Source organism: Halorhodospira halophila SL1, assembly GCF_000015585.1.
In the GTDB taxonomy this organism is placed as follows: Bacteria; Pseudomonadota; Gammaproteobacteria; order Nitrococcales; family Halorhodospiraceae; genus Halorhodospira; species Halorhodospira halophila.
Map to the genome: position 1 here is coordinate 2,236,435 of NC_008789.1, position 20,096 is coordinate 2,256,530.

Sequence of the window (20,096 nt, forward strand, 5' to 3'; positions counted from 1 at the left end):
AGCCTTACTCCTCCGCCTCCGCCAGGCTCACCACGATGGCCAGCACCGAGCCGAGCACGGTGAGGTAGACCCCGACGTCGAAGATCAGCGGCGTGTTGATGCTCACCTCACCGATCAGCGGGATCTGCGGATACCACCACAGGGCCTTGAAGAAGGGCTCGCCGATGAAGATCGGCGGTACGGCGGCCAGGGTGCCGATGACCAGGCCGACGCCGGCGATGGTCCGGGCATCCACCCGCAGGACCTGCTGCGTGGCCGGTACACCGAAGGCGAACAGATAGAGGATGAACGCCGAAGAAGCCACCAACCCGGCGATGAAGCCGCCGCCGGGCAGGTCGTGGCCACGCAGCAGCATGAAGATGGAGAACAGCAGCTGCAGCGGCAGCAGCACCCGCGCCATGGTCGAGAGGATGAGGGATCCGGGCTGGATCATTGCGTGTCCTCCTTCTCGGCGGCGCCGCGCTCACCGGTCACCCGGTACTTGACCATGGCGTAAACGCCGATGGCGGCCAGGGCGACCACGAAGATCTCGCCCAGGGTATCGAGGGCCCGGTAGTCCACCAGGATGACGTTGACCACGTTGCGGCCGTGGGCCAGCGGCACACTCTCATCCAGGTGGTAGGCGGAAATCGGTTCGGCAAACTGCACGTCGATGGTGACCAGCAGCAGCGAGGTCACCAGCACGCCCATCACTCCTGCCACCACGCCATCCCGTACCCGCTGTTGCGGCGTCGAGAAGTCCATGAAGCCGGGCAGCCGGAAGAGCACCAGGACCAGCAGGATCACCGTCAGGGTCTCCACCAGGATCTGCGTAATGCCCAGATCCGGGGCGCTGAACAGAATGAAGATCAGCGCGACGGTGAAACCCATCACACCCAGCGAGGCCACCGCCCCGAGGCGCGACTGGGTCACGCAGGCGAAGAGCACCGAGGCGATCAGCACGCCGGCGATGATCCACTCGTAGAAGTAGACCTCCAGGCCGAAGCTGAAGCCGCCGTCGTAGCGGGTGGCCAGGGTGTAGCCAACCAGCAGCACGGTGGTCAGCACCGTGGTGGTGATGTAGTGCCTGAGGTAACCGTTCTGCAGCACTCGGGTCTGCCAGTCGGCGCTCCACACCAGCGCATCCATAACGCGGAAGTAACCGGCCTCGGGGCCGCGCTCGTAGAGCCAGTCGTAGCGGCCCATGGCCTCGCGCACCTGGTCCCAGCGGGTATACAGGAAGGCACCGGCGGCGATGGCGAACAGCGACATGATCAGCGGCAGGTTGATCCCGTGCCACAGGGACAGGCTCACCGACACCGGCTCACCGGCCAGCGACGAGGCCACCGCCCCGATCAGCCCCTCGGGCAGGAACGGAAACAGGCCAAAGAGCACGCTCAGGGTGCCAAGGACCGCCGGGCCGGCGAGCATCCCCGGCGGAGCCTCGTGGGGCTCCTTCGGGGTCTCGGTGCGCTCGCCGAAGAACGGCCGGATGGCGACGATACCGGCGACAATGACCACCAGTACCGCCGTACCCAGGGCCAGCAGGGCCAGCACCGCCGACAGGTAGGGCGCCTCGAGCACCGACTCGAGCATCAGCTCCTTGCCCAGGAAGCCGAACAGCGGCGGGATACCGGCCAGCGACAGCGCCGAGACCGCGGCCAGCACCGCGGTCTTGGGCATGGCGTGGCGCAGACCGCCCATCTGCAGGATCTCCTTGGTGCCGGTCTCGTGATCTAGGGCGCCGGCAACCAGGAACAGCGCCCCCTTGTAGAGGGAGTGAGCGAGCAGGAAGGCGCCGAAGGCGATCATCGCCCCCTCGGTGCCGATCCCGGCCAGCATCGTCAGCGTGCCCAGGGCCATCACCGTGGAGTTGGCCAGCACCCCCTTGATGCCGGTGCTGCGCACGGCGAAGTAGGCGCCGGTGAACATGGTGATGGCGCCGACCAGCGGTAGCAGGGTCATCCACAGCGCGGTATCGCCCAGCGCCGGGTGCAGCTTGGCCAGCAGGAAGACGCCGGCCTTCACCATGGTGGCCGAGTGCAGGTAGGCGGAGACCGGCGTCGGCGCCGCCATGGCCCGCGGCAGCCAGAAGTGGAACGGCACCTGGGCCGACTTGGTGAAGGCGCCGAGGAGGATGAGCAGCGTCAGCGGCACGTACCACTCGTGCTCGCGGATGACGTCACCCTGCTCCAGCAGCTCGGAGATCGTGTAGGTGTCGCCGACGATCCCCAGCATGATGAAGCCGGCCAGCAGCGCCAGCCCGCCGCCCACGGTCACCAGCAGCCCCTGCAGCGCGTAGCGCCGGGCCTTGGCATCCTCGTTGTCGTAGCCGATCAGCATGTACGAGGTGATGCTGGTCAGCTCCCAGAAGATGAACAGGGTGATGAGGTTGTCCGAGAGCACCAGGCCGAGCATCGACGCCATGAAGGCGAGGATGTGGACATAAAAGCGCGGCTGGCGATCGTCGCCGTCCAGGTAGTCGCTGGCGTAGAGCAGGACGAAGGTGCCGATCCCCGAGATCAGCAGGGCGAAGAGCAACGACAGCCCGTCCACGTAGAAGGACAGATTGACGTCGAGCCCGGGGACCCAGGTGTACTCCATCCACACCGTCTCGCCGCCGACAATCTGCGGCAGGAAGGTGGCAAAATAGAGGGTGAGCACCGCGGGAAGCGCAGCGAAGGCCCAGCCGGCGCGGCGGCCCAGGACGGGCTGCAGCCACGGGACGAGGACGGCGAGTAGGAATCCGGAAAGTACTGCGGCAAGCATGCGAGGCCGATCTCCTGACGGTCTCGTCGGCAGACAACGGCAGTGGAAGATACCGGATGATCCGGGGGCTGACAAGTTGGCGCAGCGCAAAACAAGAAAGCCAGGAGGGCGCTAAGTCCCTGAACCACCTTCTCCCGCGGCCCGGTAACCGGTATCTTCTCGGCCATGAGCGAAGCCGATATGAGCGAGCACGCCCCGGACAACGTGGTCTATCTGGCCCGCACCGAGCGCGGTCAGGGCCGGGCCATACCCGGCCGTGTCGAGCGGTTGCGCCGGCACATCGAGGGCCGCCTGGTGGGCACCCTGCGCCAGGGGCTCGAGGAAGCCCAGGAGCAGCTGCACCAACGGGCCAACCGCGGTGACGACGAGGCCGACACCTACCGGCGCGACATGCAGATGGTTCGCCTGCACCGCCACGACATGGAGGAAGTGCTGCGCGCCGGACTGGAGTACCGCTTCGCCGGCCTGATCGACCCCGCATCCGTCGATCCGCCGCCGCTGCCCGCCGACGGCACCCCGGCGGCGCGCACCCTGGCCCACCTGCGCAGCCGCACCCGCACGACCACCGAGCCGGCCACCCGTGCCCTCGACGCGGCCATCCCCCGGGTGCGCGTGGGCGAGCCGCTCAACCCCCTGGCCCCGGCACCGATGGCCGACCTGCTCCTGCGCGTCCAGCAGCGTCCGCCCCTCTCCGAGCCAGCCCGGGAGCTGGTGCTCGACGCCCTGGGCCGCGCCGTGGGGCGCGTCCTGCCCGACCTCCACCGCGAGGCGGTGACCCAGCTCACCGGGGAAGGCCCTGCGGCAGCCCCCGGGGCGCCGGCGAGCACCACCTTCGAGGAGGAGGCCCGCCACGCCGCCCGGGCCGTGCGCAGCCGCGACCGGGTCGAGGCGGCGCGCCAGCGGGTGGGCGAGGAGATCGAGCGCTGCCTGGAGGGGCGCCGACCACCGGGGCTCATCGAGCAGCTGATCCGCGACGCCTGGGCCCGCCTGCTGCTGCTCGTCCACCTGGGCGACGGCCCCGACTCCGAGAACTGGGTCCGCCACTGCGCCGTCATGGAGCGCCTGGTCTGGAGCGTCGACACCCCGCCCGACGAGACCTCCCGGCGGCGGCTGGTGCTGGAGATCCCGCTGCTCCTTCACGAGGTGGCCGACGGCTTGCGCCAGGTCCTCCACGACCCCTTCGAGGTCAGCAAGCTACTGCGCGCCCTGGAGGCCGAGTACCTGCGCTGCCTGACCCGCAACGACCCGAACCTGGCCCGGTTCAGCGCCAACGACGACAGCGCCGCGGCCACCCACCGGGAGGGCGATGTACGTCGGGTGGCCGCCCTGCCCGAGGGAACCTGGATGGAGATCCTGGGCGCGCAGGGCGAACGCCTGCGCGCCCGGCTGGCCGGACACGCCCCGGATGGCCGGCTGATCTTCGCCAACCGGGCCGGCTTCAAGGTGCTCGAGCGCAGCACCGAGGAGCTGGCCGCCGCCGTGGCCAACGGTCAGGCCAAGCTGCTCGACGACCACGAGCTGCTCAACGACGGGCTCTCCCGGGTCATCCGCCGGCTGGTCGAACGGCGCGCGGGGCACGGCGAATGACCGCAGCCCGCAGCGCACGTGCGGCCCTGATCCTCGCCGCCGCCCTGCTCCACCTGCTCCTCGGCGGGGTCTGGGTGATCCTGGCCAGCATGCTGTCGCAGCGGCTCGGCCGCCGCGCGGCGGCCCTGTGGAACCGCATCCTCATGGCGCTGATGGGCGTCCGCCTCCACCGCCGCGGTGATCCGCAACGCGGCGCCCTGCTGGTGGCCAACCACCTCTCCTGGCTGGACATCGTCGCCCTCTTCGCCGTAGTGCCGGACACCTTCCTGAGCAAGGCGGAGCTGCGCGACTGGCCGATCGTCGGCCGCGTGGCCCGCAACCTGGGCACCCTCTTCATCGGCCGGGGCCACAGCGGAGCAGCGCAGCGGGCCGCCCGGCAGATGGCCGAGCGCCTGCGCCGGGGCGACGCCGTGGTCTTCTTCCCGGAGGGGCGGATCAGCACCGAGTTCGGCGTGCAGCCGTTCCGTCCGCGCCTGTTCAGCGCCGCCCACGAGGCCGACGCCGCCGTGCAGCCGGTGGCCATCGGCTACCGCCCCCGCCACCGGGGCGACGACTTGGGGGAGCTGGTCCCCGAGCGGCGCCTGATGGACAGCGCCTGGTGGGCGGCGGGACACGGGGTGGAGGTGCACATCCACTTCCTGGATCCGATCCCGGCCGGAGACCGGAGCCGCCGGCAGCTGGCCGATGAGGCGCGCCGGCAGATCGCCTCCACGGCAGGGCTGCCGCTGCTCGGGCGCGCGCCCACCAATGGGGACAGCGGCTAGCCCGCCGATCGAGGTCTTCGCCCGGGCGCGCTCCTTTCTGCCCGGGCGGGGTGATCGCCCCGCGGCAGGGCCTAGAAGTCGAAACGGATACCGGAACCCACCGCCCAGGCCGATCGGCCGGTGCCGATCCCGGCCTCCTCGGCGCTGGGTCCGGCGGTCCGCCCCACCTCCCAGGGGACCAGGTCCGAGGCGTCGTCATTGCCCAGGTAGGTGGCGGTGGCGTAGAGGCGCAGTCGCTCACTGGCGTGGAAGACCGGACCGACGGAGACCAGGCTGGCCCCGTGACCGGAGGCGTCCACATCCAGGGTGTAGTACTGCAGGCGCAGATCCAGGTCGTCTTCCAGGGCGTAGAGGAGCCCGGCGCCGTAGGCGAGTGTGTCGCTGTAGGTGTCGTCGTCGAGTTCGTAGGCGTCGCCGGTCGCCTGCACCAGGGCGGTCAGGCGCAGGGCGTCGGTGGCCCGCCACTCCAGCCCCAGACGGTAGGCGTCGGCGCTGCTCGGCGCCTCGTCGCGACCCGCCACCCGCTCGTAGCCCAGCGCCGCCCAGAAGCGTTCGCCGGTGTAGCGCAGGGCGGTGCTGATCGCCGTGCGGTCGTTGCCGTCCGCCGGGTAGGGATCATCGCTCTCGTCACGATCTTCCCAATCGAAGCTGCCCTGGAGGTCGACGCCCCAGCCGGACTGCTCCGGCGAGCTGTAGCGGATCGCATTGGGGAAGCGCTGATCGAAGTGCGGCGAGTGGCCGGCGCGCACGACGTTGCGGGCGTTGCCCAGCTGGCTGCCGAAGAGGTCCACGCGGCTGCGGATCTCCTTCATCGGCGTATCCATGTAGCCCAGGCGCAGCACCCCCCAGTCGTCGGTCAGCCCTAGGTAGGCGTCCCGCGCGCCCAGATCCGCCCCGTCGCCGCGGTTGTAGTCCAGGGCGCGCTCGACACGGCCGTAGACCGTCAGCCCGGTGTCCAGAGTGTGGGCCACGCGGAGCCCCAGGCGCGAGGAGTTGCTGGCCAGGTCGCCGGCGGAGTAACTGCCGCCGGCGTAGTACTCGGCGCTGACGTCGACGCGGCCGTAGACGTCCCAATCGATCTCGGCGGCCGCCGGGGCCGCGACGGCGCACAGGGTCACGGCCAACGGAGCCAGGCGCCTCCAGGATTGCCTCATGGGGACCTCTCTCTCACCAGGGTCAGGCATCCCGCCGCCGCCAGGCCCAGACCATCAGCCCCACGCCAGCGAGGATCATCGGCAGGGTGAGCACCTGCCCCAGGGTCAGCCAGCCGAAGGCCAGGTAACCGATGTGGGCGTCCGGCATACGGAAGAACTCCACGAAGGCGCGGAAGACGCCGTAGGCGGCGAGGAACAGGCCGGTGACGGCGCCACGGGCGCGCGGCTTCGCCGAGAACCACCACAGCAGGATGAACAGGGCGATGCCCTCCAGCCCCATCTGGTAGAGCTGCGAGGGGTGGCGCGGCTCGTCGCCCAGGGGCGGGTAGACCATGGCCCACGGCACATCGGCGGGCCGGCCCCACAGCTCGCCGTTGATGAAGTTGCCCAGCCGCCCGGCCCCCAGGCCGATGGGCACCAGGGGGGCGGCGAAGTCGCTCAGGCGCAGCAGCGGGATGCGGTAGCGCCAGGCGTAGACGCCCAGGGCGGCGGTGACACCCAGCAGCCCGCCGTGGAAGGACATGCCCCCCTCCCACAGGCGCAGCAGGGACAGCGGATCCGCCGCCAGGCCGTCGAGGTTGTAGAAGAGGTGGTAGCCGAGCTTGGCGCCGACGATCACCCCCAGGGCGCCGAAGAAGACCAGGTCGTCCACCTGCTGCCCGGTCACCGGACTGTCCGACCGGCGCGCCCGCCAGCGGCCCAGCCCCCAGGCGGCGAGGAAGCCGACGACGTACATCAGGCCGTACCAGTGAATGGCCACCGGCCCGAGCTGGAGGGCGACGGGGTCAATATCGGGATAGACGAGCATGGGCGGAGGCTAGTGGAGACCGCCCCTGAAAGGCAAGCGCGCCGGCGGCGGCCCACTGCGGTCGGCGCGGGACAGAAAGGACCCCCGTGCCCGGCGGCCCGGGGCCGCGGGCACCGGGGTCAGCGCGCTGTAATCAGCGCCGGGACGAAGGAGCCACCGCGGACGGCTCAGAAGCCGAAGCCGAAGCCGACATTCAGGTAGAGGCCGTCCAGGTCGTCGGGCAGATCGTCGGCAGCGGCGCCATCTTCGCCGAAATCGTCCCAGCCGCCGGCGTTGGTCCCCCGGTAGGCGACCTTGGCAAACATCTCCGAGGTGTCGCCGGTGTCCAGGGCGAAGCGGCCGTAGACGTCGGTGGCCGTGGCATCAGCGGCGGCCTGGCCGAACATCATGCCGACGCTGGTGGCAAAGCCGACGCCGCCCACCAGATCGTACTCGGCGGTCAGCCCGCGAATATCGGCGTTTGCGTCACCTTCACCATCCAGCCGCTCGTAGTAAACGCCCATGCGGAACTCGTCGTTGAGGTGGACGCCGAAGTCGAAGCCGTTGGCGGAGATGTCGCTGTCCTCGGCATCGGAGTCGAAGGCGGTGTAGACCGGTGTGTGGCCGTACTTGAAGAAGAAGGTCTCGGCGCTGGCCGAGGCGGCGAAGGCCGTAGCCGAGATCAGGGCCACACCGGCAAGGGTCTGCTTGACACCCGTGTGCATGGTCAACCTCCTCTGTTTGCGCTGGGCTGCTCCCACCTGCGGGAGCGGGGTCCGTTGGCGGATCGGATCCTCAGTCAGAAGTGGACGCCGAAGCCGACACTCAGCGTGAAGCCGTGCGTGTCGCTGGCGTCATCGGCGACGCCGTCAAAGTCCTGGGCAAAGTCGCTGTCCGGCACCGTGCGGTAGGCCAGCTTGGCGTTCAGGTTGGCGTGGTCGTTGGCCAGCAGCGCAGCGCGGCCGTAGATGTCCGCCACCAGGCTGTTGCCGTTGTCCGAGCGGCCATTGCCCACCATGAAGCCGACACTGCCCATGAAGTCGCCGGTCTCGAGCATGCCGTACTCGGCGCTGATGCCCTGGATGTTGGCGCTGGCACCACCGGTGCCATCCAGCCGCTCGTGGTAGACGCCGGCGCGCAGCTCGTCGGTGATACCGGTGCCGAACTCGAAGGCGTTGCCGGAGAGGTCGCTGTCTTCCACGTCGGAGTCCAGCGCGGTGTAGACCGGCGTGTGGCTGTAGTTGAAGAAGAAGCTGTGCTCGGCCACCGCCGGGCTCGCCACCAGGGCGCCCGCGGTGAGCAGCGCACAGCCGCCGAGGATGCGTGGGGAAACGTTGCGCATGGAGACCTCCTTGCTCAAAGGGGCTGTTGCCGGAAAGCGCCACCGCCCGCCGGCCCGGGCACAACCCGGGGTGGGCCGCAGCGCGGAACAGGGGGCGTGGAGAGGCGCGCGGACGCGGGCCAGCGCATGGCAGCCGCCGGGGATCGGCGCGGACAGGCAGGATTCGAGGCCGGGATACACGGCGCGGGACCTCCTTATCACCGACTCCCCGGAAACCGGGCGCGCCTCCTGCGCACCACCGTTCACGAGAAGTTAGCAACGGGACCGGAACCAGCTCAACGGGCAGAAGACCGCACGCTCAGCGGCCCCGACCGAGTGCGAATGCGGCAGGCTCAGCCGCTGGGGATCGTCAAACGCAGGGAGAGATCCAGGGCGTGGACGTGCTTGGTCAGGGCGCCGACGGAGATGCGGTCGACGCCGGTGGCGGCCAGGGCGCGCACGGCGTCCAGATCCAGCCCGCCGGAGACCTCCAGGGCGACGCGGCCGGCGGCCCGGTCCACTGCCTGGCGGATGCCGTCGGCGTCGAAGTTGTCGAGCATCACCACATCGGCCCCGGCGGCGATGGCCTCATCGAGCTGGACCAGGTCCTCGATCTCCACGGTGATCGGCGTGCCCGCCGCACGCAGGCGCGCCACCTCCACCGCCGGGGTCAGGCCGCCGCAGGCGGCGATGTGGTTCTCCTTGATCAGGTAGGCGTCGAACAGCCCGAACCGGTGGTTGCTGCCCCCGCCGGCACGCACCGCGTACTTCTGGGCAGCGCGCAGACCGGGCACGGTCTTGCGGGTATCGAGCAGCTGCACCCCGGTCCCCGCCACGGCGTCGGCGTAGCGGCGCGCGGTGGTGGCCGTGCCGGAGAGGAACTGCAGGAAGTTCAGCGCCGTACGCTCGCCGGTGAGCACCGCCCGGCTCGGCCCCTGGATCCGGCAGACCACAGCCCCCGGCTCCACCGCCTCGCCGTCGCTGCACAGCCAGCGCACCCCCACGCCCCGATCGAGCTGGCGGAAGACCTCGTCGAACCAGGCGGTGCCGCAGAGCACCGCCGCCTCACGGGCCACCACCTGCCCCTCGGCGACGCCGCTGGCCGGCACCAGGCCGGCGGTGAGATCGCCGCCACCCACGTCCTCGGCCAGGGCGCGGGCGACGTCGTCACGGATGGTCTCGCGGGGGGGCAAGGAGATGGTCATGGTCGATGCAGCGTCGATGGCTCAGGGTCGTGTCGCAGTGTTCCGGGTTCCGGGGGTGGCGCGCAAGGGCCGCTGCCGGTCCCGCGGCGTCCTGCGGCCCCGGCGCCTCACGGCAGGCTGGTGGCGATCACCGCACGGATGAAGAGCGCCTTGAGGTAGTCGGTCTCGGGGATCGCCGGGTGGATCGGGTGGTCCGGCGGCAGACCGCCGCGCTCGAGGATGCGCACGGAGCGGTCCAGGTGCCGCCCGGCCGCCAGCAGGATGCCGGAGAGGCGCTCCTCGGGCAGGTGGGCCGAGCAGGAGCAGCTGAGCAGCACGCCGTCGCGGCCGAGCAGGCGCAGGGCCGCCTCGTTGACCGTGCGGTAGCCGCGCTCACCGGCCTTGCGGTCGCGGCGGCGCTTGATGAACGCCGGCGGATCCACCACCGCCACGTCGTAGCGCTCGCCCTCCTGACGGGCCGCCGCCAGGTAGTCGTTGACCTCGCCTTCGATCACCGTCACCCGATCGCCGACGCCGTTGCGCTCGGCATTGGCGGCGATGCGGTCACACGCCTCGGCGGAGCGCTCCACGGCCACCGCCTCGCGGGCGCCGGCCACCGCGGCGGCGATGGCGAAGCCGCCGGCGTAGGAGAAGGCGTCCAGCACCCGGGCGTCGCCGGCGTAGGCGGCCAGGCGCCGGCGATTGGCCTGCTGATCGTAAAACCAACCCGTCTTCTGCCCGCTGACCACCGGGACCCGGAAGTGCAGCCCCCCTTCGCGGACCTCCAGCTCCTCCGGCCCCGGCTGGCCGAGCCACTCCACGCGCAGGTCCAGCCCCTCGCGCTCGCGCACGGCGTTGTCGGCCCGCCAGAGGACGTACGCCGGGGCGACGACCTTCTCCAGGGCCTCCAGCACCTCGGCCTGCAACCGCTCGATCCCGGCGGTGTTCGGCTGCACCACACAGCAGTCCCCAAAACGGTCGATGACCAGGCCGGGCAGGCCATCGGCCTCGCCGTGGACCAGCCGGTACCAGGGCTCGGCGAAGAGGCGCTGGCGTGCGGCCAGGGCCACCTGCAGGCGGTGGACCAGGGTCGAGCGATCCAGGGCCACCTTGGCGTCGCGACTGACCAGCCGGGCGCAGATCAGCGAGTTGGGGTTGACGTAGGCGCACCCCAGGGCCTTGCCGCGGGCGTCCTCCACCACGGCCTGCTCGCCGGGCGCGAACCCCCGCAGCGGGGTGTGGGCGGTATCCACCTCGTTGCTGAAGATCCACAGGTGGCCGGCGCGCAGGCGGCGCTCCTCGCCGGGTTTCAGGCGGAGTGCGGGTCGTTGCTGCATGGAGGCCTCCTCGACAGGGCCCGGTATTCTGCGGCGACACTGCGCCGCACGCAATCGCGACCCCAGGGGCGCTTCTTGTTAGACTAGCGCCATCGTTGGGATCAGCTGGAGCGACACCCGTGCGCATCAAATCCGCCTCTGCCGTCTTCCTCTCCGCCGTCCTGGTCACCGGCCTGCCGCTGACCTCCGCCACGGCACAGACGGCCTATGTCGGCGACGAGATCAGCATCTCCTTCCGCACCGGCCCCGGCTCCCAGTACGCCATCGAGCGCTTCCTGAGCACCGGAGCACCGCTGGAGGTCCTGCCCCTCCCTGAGGACGCCGAGGAGGATTACGGCGAAGTGGCCCTGGAGGACTGGATCTATGTGCGCGACAACCAGGGCGACGAGGGCTGGGTGCAGGAGCGCTTCCTGATGGCCGAGGCGCCGGCGCGGGTGCGCATCGGCCAGGTCGAGGAGGAGCGCGACGCCGCCCGGGAGCGGATCGCCGAGCTCGAAGAGGAACTGGCCGAGCAAACGGATGAGAAGGACGCCCTGAGCGAGGAGCTGGCCGAGGCCGAGGCGCGCATCGAGGAGCTGGAATCCGATCTGGAAGCCGCCAGCGACGGCTACGAACTGGTCGAGGCCAACGAGCAGCTCCAGGAGCGGGTGGCGCGGCTGCTCGAGCGCAACGAGCAGCTCGAGGAGCAGAACACCGCCCTGGCTGAGCGCAGCCGTCAGGAGTGGTTCCTGGCCGGGGCCGGCGTGCTGGTGGGCGGGCTGATCCTCGGCCTGATCCTGCCGCACCTGCGCCCGCGTCGCCGGGACGGCTGGGGCGGCGGCGGGCTCTGACGCCGTGGCCCTGCCCGCACCGGCGCTCCGCGAGATGATCGCCGAGCTGGTCGCCGAGCCGTCGGTGAGCAGCGTCGAGGCGGATCACGATCAGGGCAATCGCGGCATCACCGAACGGCTCGCCGGCTGGCTCGAGGGGCTGGGCTTCGACTGCCGCATCCAGCCCCTCCCCGGTCGGCCGGACAAGACCAACCTGATCGCCACCCTGGCGCCCGCCCGCGGCCCGGCCCGCGGCGGCCTGGCCCTGTGCGGGCACACCGATACCGTCCCCTGCGACCCGGAGCGCTGGACCGGCGACCCGTGGCGCCTGCGCGAGGCGGACGGCCGGCTCTACGGCCTGGGCGTCACCGACATGAAGGCGTTCCTGGCCGTGGCCGTGGAGGCCGCCCGCGAGGTGGATCCGGCGCGGCTCCAGGCGCCGCTGACCCTGCTCTTCACGGCGGATGAGGAGAGCGGCATGGACGGCGTGCGCGCCCTGCTCGACGCCCACCCGCAGGGGCTCGGCCCGCGCCACGCGGTGGTCGGCGAGCCGACCCGCAACCACCCGGTCCATGTACACAAGGGCATGATGATGGAGGCCCTGCACATCCAGGGGCGCGCCGGGCACTCCAGCGATCCGCGTCTGGGGCGCAACGCCCTGGACGCCATGACCCGCGTGCTCAACGCCCTGATCGCCTGGCGCGAGGAGCTGGCCGCGAACCACCACGACGCCCGCTTCGCCGTCCCCCAGCCGACCCTGAACCTGGGCCACATCCGCGGCGGCGACAACCCCAACCGCATCTGCGGCGAGGCGGAGCTGCACATCGACCTGCGCCCCCTGCCCGGGATGGACCCCGCCGAGCTGCAGCAGACGCTGGACCGGCGCCTGGCGGAGGCCCTGGGCGACGACGCCGTGCACCTGACCCGGCGGCCGCTGTTCCCGGCCCACCCGCCCATGGCCACCCCGGCGGACGCCGAGGTGGTGCGCTACGCCGAGACGGTCACCGGCCACCCCGCCGGCGCCGTGGCCTTCGCCACCGAGGCGCCCTATCTGGCCCGCCTCGGCATGGACGTGGTGGTCCTCGGTCCCGGTGAGATCGAGCAGGCCCACCAGCCCGACGAGTCCATCGACGTCGAGCGCCTGGCGCCCACGGTGGCGCTGCTGCGCCGCTTCATCCACCGCTTCTGCCTGTAGGCCGCGGAGCCCCCATGCGCCTCGCAGACCTCGACCCGCAGCAGTTCGTGGAGTGGTTCCGCCACGCGGCACCGTACATCAACGCCCACCGCGGGCGGACCTTCGTGATCGCCTTCCCCGGTGCCGCCGTCGAGCCGCCGCAGATCGATGGCCTGGTCCACGACCTGGCCGTCCTGGCCAGTCTGGGGGTGCGCCTGGTGCTGGTCCCCGGCGCCCGCCCCCAGGTGGAGCAGCGCCTGCAGCGCCGCGGCCTGGCAGCCCGCTACGCCCAGGGCAGCACCGGGCTGCGCATCACCGACGCCGAGGCCCTGGAGTGCGTGCGCGACGCCATCGGCGAGGTGCGCACGCGGCTCGAGGCGCGCCTCTCCACCGGGCTGGCCACCTCACCCATGGCCGGACTGCGCATCCGGGTGGCCTCCGGCAACGTCATCACCGCCCGCCCGGTGGGCGTCCGCGACGGCATCGATCACCTCTACACCGGCGAGGTCCGGCGGGTGGACGCCGAGGCCCTGCGCCGGCGGCTCGACGACGGCGACATCGCCCTGGTCTCGCCGCTGGGCTACTCGCCCACCGGCGAGGCGTTCAACCTCTCCGCCGAGTCGGTGGCGCGGGCCGTGGGCGAGGCCCTGGCCGCCGACAAGCTCATCCACCTGACCCGGCACGCACCGCTGCACGAGGCCGACGGCACCCCGGTGCGCGAACTCACCCCGCGCGAGGCGCGGGCCCGGCTGGACACCGACGGCCTGGCCGGCGACGCCCGGCGCCTGCTGCACAGCGCCCACCAGGCCTGCCTGGGCGGCGTGGCCCGGGTGCACCTGCTCGACCGCAATCAGCACGGCGCCCTGCTCCTGGAGCTCTTCACCCGCGACGGCGTCGGCACCCTGATCGCCCCGGAGCCGTTCGAGTCCCTGCGCACCGCTGGGGTGGACGACATCCCGGGGATCCTGGGGCTGATCCGCCCGCTGGAGGAGAGCGGCGCGCTGGTCTACCGCCCCCAGGAGCTGCTTGAGGAGCAGATCGGCACCTTCACCGTGGCCGAACGCGACGGCGCCGTGATCGCCACCGGGGCGCTGCTGCCCTGGCCGGCGGAGGACGCCGGGGAGATCGCGTGCCTGGCGGTCGATCCGGACTACCGCGGCGCCGGGCGCGCCGATACGCTGGTCCGGCGCCTGGAGCAGCAGGCCCGCAACCACGGCCTGCGCCGGCTGTTCGTGCTCACCACCCGGGCCGAGCACTGGTTCCGCGAGCGCGGTTTCGAACCCGCCGGCCCCGAGGCCCTGCCGGCGGCCCGCCGGGCCCTCTACGACCAGACCCGGGGCTCGAAGGTCCTGGTCCGGGACATCCCGTAAACCGCCAACACCGAGGAGTTTTGCGGGCTGATGCGCGCCTATCTCGATCTCGTCCAACACGTCCTGGAGCACGGCCACCGCAAGGAGGACCGCACCGGCACCGGCACGCTGTCGGTCTTCGGCCACCAGATGCGCTTCGATCTGGAGGCGGGCTTCCCGCTGGTGACCACCAAGCGGGTCTTCTGGCGCGGCGTGGCCGAGGAGCTGCTGTGGTTCATCCGCGGCAGCACCAACGCCCGCGAGCTGGAGGACAAGGGCGTGCGCATCTGGTCGCCGTGGGCCGACCCGGACGGCGAGCTGGGGCCGGTCTACGGCGCCCAGTGGCGCAGCTGGCGCGCCGCCGACGGCCGCGAGATCGACCAGCTCCAGCAGGTCCTGACCGAACTGCGCCAGCGCCCCGACTCGCGCCGGCACCTGGTCAGCGCCTGGAACGTCGGCGAGCTCGAGCGCATGAACCTGCCGCCCTGCCACCTGCTGTTCCAGTTCTACGTGGCCGAGGGGCGTCTGTCCTGCCAGCTCTACCAGCGCAGCGCCGACCTGTTCCTGGGCGTGCCGTTCAATATCGCCTCCTACAGCCTGCTGACCCACCTGGTAGCCCGCCACGTGGGGCTGGAGGTGGGCGAGTTCATCTGGACCGGCGGCGACTGCCACCTCTACCTCAACCACCTAGCCCAGGCCCGGGAGCAGCTCAGCCGCGCGCCGCGACCGCTGCCCACCCTGCACATCGACCCTGGGGTCACCGACCTCTTCGCGGTGCGCTACGAGCACCTGCGCCTGGCGGGCTACGACCCCCACCCCAAGCTGACCGCCCCGGTGGCGGTCTGAGCCCCGCGGAGCCCCTATGAGCGAGATCGTCCTCGTTGCCATCGTCGGCCGCAACGGCGTCATCGGTGCCGACGGTGACCAGCCGTGGCACTTCCGCTGCGACCTGCAGCGCTTCAAGGCGCTGACCCGCGGCCACCCGGTGATCATGGGCCGGCGCACCCTCGCCGCCATCGGCCGCCCACTGCCCCAGCGCACCAACATCGTCCTCACCCGCGACCCCGGCTTCCACGCCGACGGCGTGGAGGTGGCCACCGACCCGGAGGCCGCCCTGGCCCGGGCCGCGGAGAGCGCCGGCGGCGAGCGGGTGATGATCCTCGGCGGCGGGGACGTCTACCGGCTCTTCCTGCCCCGGGCCCACCGCCTGGCGCTCACCGAGGTGGACGACGCCCCGCCCGGCGACACCACCTTCCCGGCCATCGGCCCGGAGTGGCAGGAGACCGCCCGGGAAGAGGCGGAGGAGGACGGCTACCGCCTGACCTTCCGCACCCTGCTGCGCACCACCGACGGCTGAACCGGAGGCGCCGTGTACCAGTACCTCTTCGGTCCTGTCCCCTCCCGCCGGCTGGGCATGTCCCTGGGCGTGGACCTGGTCCCCCACAAGGTCTGCAGCTTCAACTGCGTCTACTGCGAGTGCGGCAAGACCACCCGGCTGACCGTGGCGCGGGACGCCTACGTGCCGGCCGCCGAGGTGAGCGCGGAGCTGGAGCACTACCTGGCCCACCACCGCGCCCCGGACTTCTTCACCTTCTCCGGCGCCGGCGAGCCCACCCTCCACAGCCAGCTGGGCGAGATCCTCACCTTCATCCGCCGTCGCGCCCCCGAGGCGCGCACGGCGGTGATCACCAACGCCAGCCTGCTCGACGACCCGCAGGTGCGCGCCGAGCTGGCCACCGCCGACGTGGTCATGCCGTCGCTGGATGCCGCCACCGAGCGGACCTTCCGGCGCCTGGACCGCCCCTCGCCCCGGGTGCGTCTGGCACCGCTGATCGAGGGCCTGGTGGCCTTCCGCGACGCCTTCGCCGGGCAGATGTGGCTGGAGGTGGTGATCCTGCCCGGCTACAACGACCACCCCGAGGAGCTCGCCGCCCTGCGCGCGGCGCTGGAGCGCATCCGCGCCGACCGCATCCAGCTGAACACCCTGGACCGCCCGGGCACCGAGGTCGACCTGCAACCGGCCAGCCGCGCGCAGCTGGAGCAGATCGCCGCCGACTGGGGGCTGGAGAACGCCCACGTGGTGGCCGCCGCCCCGGCGGCCCCCGCCGATGCCGGGTACCGGGCGGATGGCGACGCCGCCCTGCTCGCCACCCTGGCCCGCCGCCCCTGCACCGCCGACGACCTGGCCCGCCTGCTGGGCCTGCCCGAGGGCGAAGTGGCCGAACGGCTGGCGGCCCTGGAGGCGGCGGGACAGATCACCGCTGTGGCGCAGGAGCGCGGGCTCTTCTACCAGGCCACGGACCGCGCCGCCCGGGGCGGTGCGGAGTGACGTCAGGGACTTGGGTGACCAACGGCGCAGACGGCTTCAACCACCACTGCAAGAGAGCTGCGAAACCTATTGAAAATGTTGCACGACTCCTCACCGGACGTATTGCGCCGGCCCTCGAGCATCGTGTAAAAGGTGGCGTATCCGCTGGGCCGTTTGACCAGGCTCAACGGAGCCCGTGATGCGGGGGCACTCAAGCATCGCTGGTACCGGCCGATAGCTCGGTGACGGGCCCGGCAAGCGGAACGGCGGCCCCGGCTGACAAAACGAAAAACAGCAGTACATAAGAAGACGAGGAGCACCCCCTATGAAGAAACAACTGATCACCCTGGCGACGGCCACCGCCATGACCGCGCCCGCCGCCGTGCTGGCCGACAGCCACGACAGCCACAGCCCGGAGATCTACGGCCAGGTGCACATGTCGATGAACCACATCGACAACGACGACACCGAGGGTGAGGACAGCGCCCTGAACATCTCCTCCAACTCCTCCCGCTTCGGCATCCGCGGCTCCGAGGAGATCCAGCCGGGGCTCACCGGCATCTACCAGCTGGAGCTCGGCGTCCACTGGGGCGGCCAAGGGTCAGACAAGACCTCTACGACCGGGGATGACTCCATCTGGCGCCAGGTCCGCGACAGCTACGTCGGCCTTGAGGGCGACTTCGGTACCCTCCGTGCCGGCCGCCTCCCGGCTGCCAACCAGTACATCTACGACGCCAACTTCTTCATCAACACCATCGGCGATCCCGGCGGGCTGACCGGCTTCGACATTGCTGGGAATGCGGGCATCGGGGGCCGCTACTCCAGTGCGGTGCAGTACACCGCCCCGATGGTCGGCCCGCTCGGCGCCAGCGTCACCGTCGCCCCGTCGAACAACGGCGCTGACGAGCACTCGATGATCCTGCGCGGCACCTACGAGGAGGGGCCGTTCTTTGGTGCCGTCAACTACATCAGCAAGCCGGATGCGACGGTCGAAGATCCAGAGGACGATGATATTACGTCGCAGCACGACCTCCAGTTCCTGGTGCTGAGCGGCGGCTACGAGCAGAACGGGCTGCGGGTGGCCGGCCTCTACGGCCTGGTGCTCGACGACGACGACCTGACGGACGGCGCGCCGGAAATCGACGGTGAGGACAGCTTCTTCTCCCTCGGCGCCTCCTTCGACATCACCGCCCAGGGCACGGTCAAGGGTCAGTACACGGCGTACATGGCCGATGAGGGCAGTGAGGGCGATTCCAACCTGTTCGCCATCGGCTACGACCACGCCCTGTCGGACCGGACCACCGCCTACGCCGTCTATGCGCACATGGACAACGATGAGATGGCGAGCCGCGGGGTAGACGGTTACGGCCACGGCGGCGGTCCGGACGATCTGGCTGGCCCGAATAACGACGCCGATCCCAACGCCTTCTCGGTGGGCGTGACCCACAACTTCTAAAGCGGCCCACACCCGCACAACAAGAAGCCCCGGATCCAACCGGGGCCTTGCTTGACTCCAGGGCGCCTTCGGGCGCCCTTTTTTTGTTCAGGGGGTTGGTAGCCGATCAGTCGAAGTGGCTGCCGGGCCGGGCCTCGACCTCCGGCGGGAGTTCGTAGCCGCGCTCCATGGCGGTGCCGCCGAAACCCACCAGGAGCACCGGGCGCAGGCCGCCGTCGCCGCCGGCCACGCGGGCGGCCACCAGCCACGGCCCCCACTGCCCGCCCAGCTCCAGGAAGGGGTAGCGGTTGGAGCTGCGCCCGCCGGGCAGGCTGAGGTTGACGGCGTCGTCGTCGTCCCAGCGGCTGCGCTCCCAGGCCTGGTTGGCGGTGAGCCAGCCGACGCCCTCGCCGCCGAGCGGCCGCCACAGGCCGGCCCCGAGGGTCAGCTGCAGGGTGTCCAGGTCCACGTCCTCGCGTTCACCGGTGACCCCCTCCGCTTCATAGCTCACGCTGCGCAGCCCCAGCCCGCCGGCGAAGGTCACCGGCAGCCGGTCGGCGAAGTACTGCGCCTGGCCACCGAGCTGGGCGTTGAGTTCACCGTCGCGCTCCAGCCGGGTGAGTTCGCCGACGCCGTCGGGGCGGTCGCCGTAGGCCACGTTGCCGTCGCTTCCCGGCACGCGGTAGCCGTCGCCGGGTTCCCCGCCAAGCACGCCCAGGGTCACGCCCCAGCGCCAGCCGTAGTGGTAGGGGCGGCGGTAGCGGGGCTCGGTGTACTGGCGCTGGATGCGCTCGTCCGGGCGCAGCACCAGCTCATCGACGATATCCTGGTAATCGGGGTCGTCACGGGTGATGCGCACCGTGTACGCCCCGGCCTCGGCGGGGCGGCGGATGGCGCCGGCTTCCTGATGGTCGTGACGCACGAGACGGATCAGGCTGTGGCGCCCGTCGGCGCGCAGGTCCAGGTGGCCGTACTGGCGCTCGGTGAGGCGGACCGAGAAGTAGGCCGCCGGGGTCTGCTCATCCACCCGCACGGTGGCGGTATCGCCCCGGTGCTCAGCGGTCTCCAGGACGCGGACGCGGTACCGCTCGCCGGGGCGCACCGGGACCCGAGCCGGGGTGACGTAGTCGCGGCCGTCCACCCGCACCACGGCGCCGCTCGGCTCGGTGTGCAGGTAGAGGGCGGCGCGCTCCACCCCGGCCCCGTCGTCGCGCCGCGGGCTCACCAGGCAGCACAGGTGCGCCGGCAGCCGGGCCGGCTGATCCGGGGCGCCGAGCACTTCGACGCGGACCTCGTCGCCGAGCCCGCGCAGGCTGCGTCCGGCGGTCCAGCCGCCGTCATCGGTGAGCAGCGTCATGCCGCCGATGCGCAGCTTGAGGTTGGGCTGGGGGCGCAGGGAGTGGCGGTCTACGGCGACGAAGCGCACTTCGTCGTCGGCCACCACCGGGATCACTTGAAGCTGCGCGGCGGCCTGCCGGGCCGTCTCCTCGAAGTAGGCGGCGAAGGTGGTCTCGCCCAGGCGGTGGCTATAGAGCCGCTGGTCGCCGACGCCGGTGCGCGTTACGGTCTGCAGGCCCCGCGCCGCCCGCGCGAAGCGCTGCCCCGGCCGGTCCTCGGGCACCGCCTCGGTCAGTTCGAACTGCGCCATGGCCGGGGCGTTGCGCCGGGCCTGCGCGCGCAGCTGCGCCATGCGTTGATCCGAGAGGCGGACCCGGACGTACCAGCCTCCCGCCACCCGCTGCTCGGCCACCACCCGCGCCCCTTCGAGGGCCACGTGGCTCACCGAGGCGACGGTGGCGGTCAGCTCGACCTCGGTGGCACGCTCGACCTCGCCGCCGTCGACCTCACCCCGGCGCTGCAGGCTGCGGAAGACCTCGCGCTGCTCGCCGCGCACCGCGGTGACCACCTCCCCTGCGATCTCGTAGAGCGCCGACTGCCGGGCCTCCTCGGGGGTCTCGCCGGTGCCGTGGCCGTAGGTGTAGCCGGATTCCGCCTCCGCCCGCCCCTGCTCGCGCAATTCGGCGGCGTCGGGGTAGCGCTCGCCGAGGAGCGCGCAGCCTCCGCCGCCCAGACCCAGCGCCGCGGCGAGCAGCAGCGCGGCGTGGCGACAGCACGGGCTACCCCGCATACGGGCCTCGG

18 protein-coding genes are annotated in these 20,096 nt (G+C 71.4%); 9 read left to right on the plus strand and 9 right to left on the minus strand.

All coding sequences use genetic code 11. The features are described 5' to 3' along the window. Positions 1-4: 4 nt before the first annotated feature. Both HHAL_RS10275 and HHAL_RS10280 read right to left on the minus strand, forming a co-directional pair. Positions 5-430: a Na+/H+ antiporter subunit B gene (locus HHAL_RS10275; RefSeq protein WP_187147897.1), complete on the minus strand. Its 426-nt coding sequence runs from the start codon at positions 428-430 to the stop codon at positions 5-7. Further along, a complete protein-coding gene (locus HHAL_RS10280) occupies positions 430-2,748 on the minus strand; it encodes a putative monovalent cation/H+ antiporter subunit A (protein WP_011814821.1) in 2,319 nt (772 codons plus the stop codon). The genes HHAL_RS10275 and HHAL_RS10280 overlap by 1 nt, the downstream gene beginning before the upstream one ends. A 165-nt stretch (positions 2,749-2,913) precedes the next feature. Between HHAL_RS10280 and HHAL_RS10285 the strand changes: the two genes are divergently transcribed. Both HHAL_RS10285 and HHAL_RS10290 read left to right on the plus strand, forming a co-directional pair. Beyond that, positions 2,914-4,335, plus strand: a complete 1,422-nt coding sequence (locus tag HHAL_RS10285) for a DUF1631 family protein (RefSeq protein WP_011814822.1) — start codon at positions 2,914-2,916, stop codon at positions 4,333-4,335. Continuing rightward, positions 4,332-5,099: a lysophospholipid acyltransferase family protein gene (locus tag HHAL_RS10290; protein WP_011814823.1), complete on the plus strand. Its 768-nt coding sequence runs from the start codon at positions 4,332-4,334 to the stop codon at positions 5,097-5,099. The genes HHAL_RS10285 and HHAL_RS10290 overlap by 4 nt, the downstream gene beginning before the upstream one ends. 71 nt (positions 5,100-5,170) lie before the next feature. Here the strand turns inward: HHAL_RS10290 and HHAL_RS10295 are convergent, their stop codons facing one another. The 6 genes from HHAL_RS10295 to HHAL_RS10320 form a co-directional block, all read right to left on the minus strand. Further along, a complete protein-coding gene (locus HHAL_RS10295) occupies positions 5,171-6,253 on the minus strand; it encodes a porin (RefSeq protein WP_011814824.1) in 1,083 nt (360 codons plus the stop codon). Positions 6,254-6,275: 22 nt separating this feature from the next. Continuing rightward, a complete protein-coding gene (gene lgt / locus HHAL_RS10300) occupies positions 6,276-7,061 on the minus strand; it encodes a prolipoprotein diacylglyceryl transferase (protein WP_011814825.1) in 786 nt (261 codons plus the stop codon). A gap of 167 nt (positions 7,062-7,228) precedes the next feature. Then, positions 7,229-7,765: a hypothetical protein gene (locus HHAL_RS10305; RefSeq protein WP_011814826.1), complete on the minus strand. Its 537-nt coding sequence runs from the start codon at positions 7,763-7,765 to the stop codon at positions 7,229-7,231. A 74-nt stretch (positions 7,766-7,839) separates the two neighbouring features. Then, entirely contained in the window at positions 7,840-8,382 is a 543-nt protein-coding gene (locus HHAL_RS10310) for a hypothetical protein (protein ID WP_041595172.1), read from the minus strand. A gap of 332 nt (positions 8,383-8,714) precedes the next feature. Further along, entirely contained in the window at positions 8,715-9,566 is an 852-nt protein-coding gene (gene nadC, locus HHAL_RS10315) for a carboxylating nicotinate-nucleotide diphosphorylase (RefSeq protein ID WP_011814828.1), read from the minus strand. Between the two features lie 107 nt (positions 9,567-9,673). Then, positions 9,674-10,882 (minus strand): class I SAM-dependent rRNA methyltransferase, encoded by a 1,209-nt coding sequence (locus tag HHAL_RS10320; RefSeq protein ID WP_011814829.1) that lies wholly within the window; start codon positions 10,880-10,882, stop codon positions 9,674-9,676. A 119-nt stretch (positions 10,883-11,001) separates the two neighbouring features. Between HHAL_RS10320 and HHAL_RS10325 the strand changes: the two genes are divergently transcribed. The 7 genes from HHAL_RS10325 to HHAL_RS10355 all read left to right on the plus strand — a co-directional run bounded on the left by HHAL_RS10325 (position 11,002) and on the right by HHAL_RS10355 (position 17,978). Then, the gene (locus HHAL_RS10325) at positions 11,002-11,712 is read left to right on the plus strand and encodes a TIGR04211 family SH3 domain-containing protein (RefSeq protein ID WP_011814830.1); all 711 of its coding nucleotides are present in this window, start codon (positions 11,002-11,004) and stop codon (positions 11,710-11,712) included. A 4-nt stretch (positions 11,713-11,716) separates the two neighbouring features. Further along, complete coding sequence (argE, locus tag HHAL_RS10330) at positions 11,717-12,886, plus strand: acetylornithine deacetylase (protein WP_011814831.1); 1,170 nt, start codon at positions 11,717-11,719, stop codon at positions 12,884-12,886. A 14-nt stretch (positions 12,887-12,900) separates the two neighbouring features. Further along, a complete protein-coding gene (gene argA, locus HHAL_RS10335) occupies positions 12,901-14,235 on the plus strand; it encodes an amino-acid N-acetyltransferase (RefSeq protein ID WP_011814832.1) in 1,335 nt (444 codons plus the stop codon). A 30-nt stretch (positions 14,236-14,265) separates the two neighbouring features. Beyond that, positions 14,266-15,060, plus strand: coding sequence for a thymidylate synthase (locus HHAL_RS10340; RefSeq protein WP_011814833.1), 795 nt, complete (start codon positions 14,266-14,268; stop codon positions 15,058-15,060). A gap of 16 nt (positions 15,061-15,076) precedes the next feature. Then, the gene (locus HHAL_RS10345) at positions 15,077-15,571 is read left to right on the plus strand and encodes a dihydrofolate reductase (protein ID WP_011814834.1); all 495 of its coding nucleotides are present in this window, start codon (positions 15,077-15,079) and stop codon (positions 15,569-15,571) included. A gap of 12 nt (positions 15,572-15,583) precedes the next feature. Continuing rightward, positions 15,584-16,543 (plus strand): radical SAM protein, encoded by a 960-nt coding sequence (locus HHAL_RS10350; protein ID WP_011814835.1) that lies wholly within the window; start codon positions 15,584-15,586, stop codon positions 16,541-16,543. 304 nt (positions 16,544-16,847) lie between these two features. Continuing rightward, a complete protein-coding gene (locus tag HHAL_RS10355; RefSeq protein WP_011814836.1) occupies positions 16,848-17,978 on the plus strand; it encodes a porin in 1,131 nt (376 codons plus the stop codon). Between the two features lie 106 nt (positions 17,979-18,084). Here HHAL_RS10355 and HHAL_RS10360 read toward each other — a convergent pair whose 3' ends face one another. Continuing rightward, positions 18,085-20,085, minus strand: coding sequence for a hypothetical protein (locus HHAL_RS10360; protein ID WP_011814837.1), 2,001 nt, complete (start codon positions 20,083-20,085; stop codon positions 18,085-18,087). Positions 20,086-20,096: the final 11 nt, after the last annotated feature.

Excerpts from the sequence above, each read along its gene's own strand:
- HHAL_RS10280 (WP_011814821.1), bottom strand. The coding sequence starts at position 2,748 with ATGCTTGCCGCAGTACTTTCCGGATTCCTACTCGCCGTCCTCGTCCCG.
- HHAL_RS10285 (WP_011814822.1), top strand. The coding sequence starts at position 2,914 with ATGAGCGAAGCCGATATGAGCGAGCACGCCCCGGACAACGTGGTCTAT.
- HHAL_RS10290 (WP_011814823.1), top strand. The coding sequence starts at position 4,332 with ATGACCGCAGCCCGCAGCGCACGTGCGGCCCTGATCCTCGCCGCCGCC.
- HHAL_RS10295 (WP_011814824.1), bottom strand. The coding sequence starts at position 6,253 with ATGAGGCAATCCTGGAGGCGCCTGGCTCCGTTGGCCGTGACCCTGTGC.
- lgt (WP_011814825.1), bottom strand. The coding sequence starts at position 7,061 with ATGCTCGTCTATCCCGATATTGACCCCGTCGCCCTCCAGCTCGGGCCG.
- HHAL_RS10305 (WP_011814826.1), bottom strand. The coding sequence starts at position 7,765 with ATGCACACGGGTGTCAAGCAGACCCTTGCCGGTGTGGCCCTGATCTCG.
- HHAL_RS10310 (WP_041595172.1), bottom strand. The coding sequence starts at position 8,382 with ATGCGCAACGTTTCCCCACGCATCCTCGGCGGCTGTGCGCTGCTCACC.
- nadC (WP_011814828.1), bottom strand. The coding sequence starts at position 9,566 with ATGACCATCTCCTTGCCCCCCCGCGAGACCATCCGTGACGACGTCGCC.
- HHAL_RS10320 (WP_011814829.1), bottom strand. The coding sequence starts at position 10,882 with ATGCAGCAACGACCCGCACTCCGCCTGAAACCCGGCGAGGAGCGCCGC.
- argA (WP_011814832.1), top strand. The coding sequence starts at position 12,901 with ATGCGCCTCGCAGACCTCGACCCGCAGCAGTTCGTGGAGTGGTTCCGC.
- HHAL_RS10340 (WP_011814833.1), top strand. The coding sequence starts at position 14,266 with ATGCGCGCCTATCTCGATCTCGTCCAACACGTCCTGGAGCACGGCCAC.
- HHAL_RS10345 (WP_011814834.1), top strand. The coding sequence starts at position 15,077 with ATGAGCGAGATCGTCCTCGTTGCCATCGTCGGCCGCAACGGCGTCATC.
- HHAL_RS10355 (WP_011814836.1), top strand. The coding sequence starts at position 16,848 with ATGAAGAAACAACTGATCACCCTGGCGACGGCCACCGCCATGACCGCG.
- HHAL_RS10360 (WP_011814837.1), bottom strand. The coding sequence starts at position 20,085 with ATGCGGGGTAGCCCGTGCTGTCGCCACGCCGCGCTGCTGCTCGCCGCG.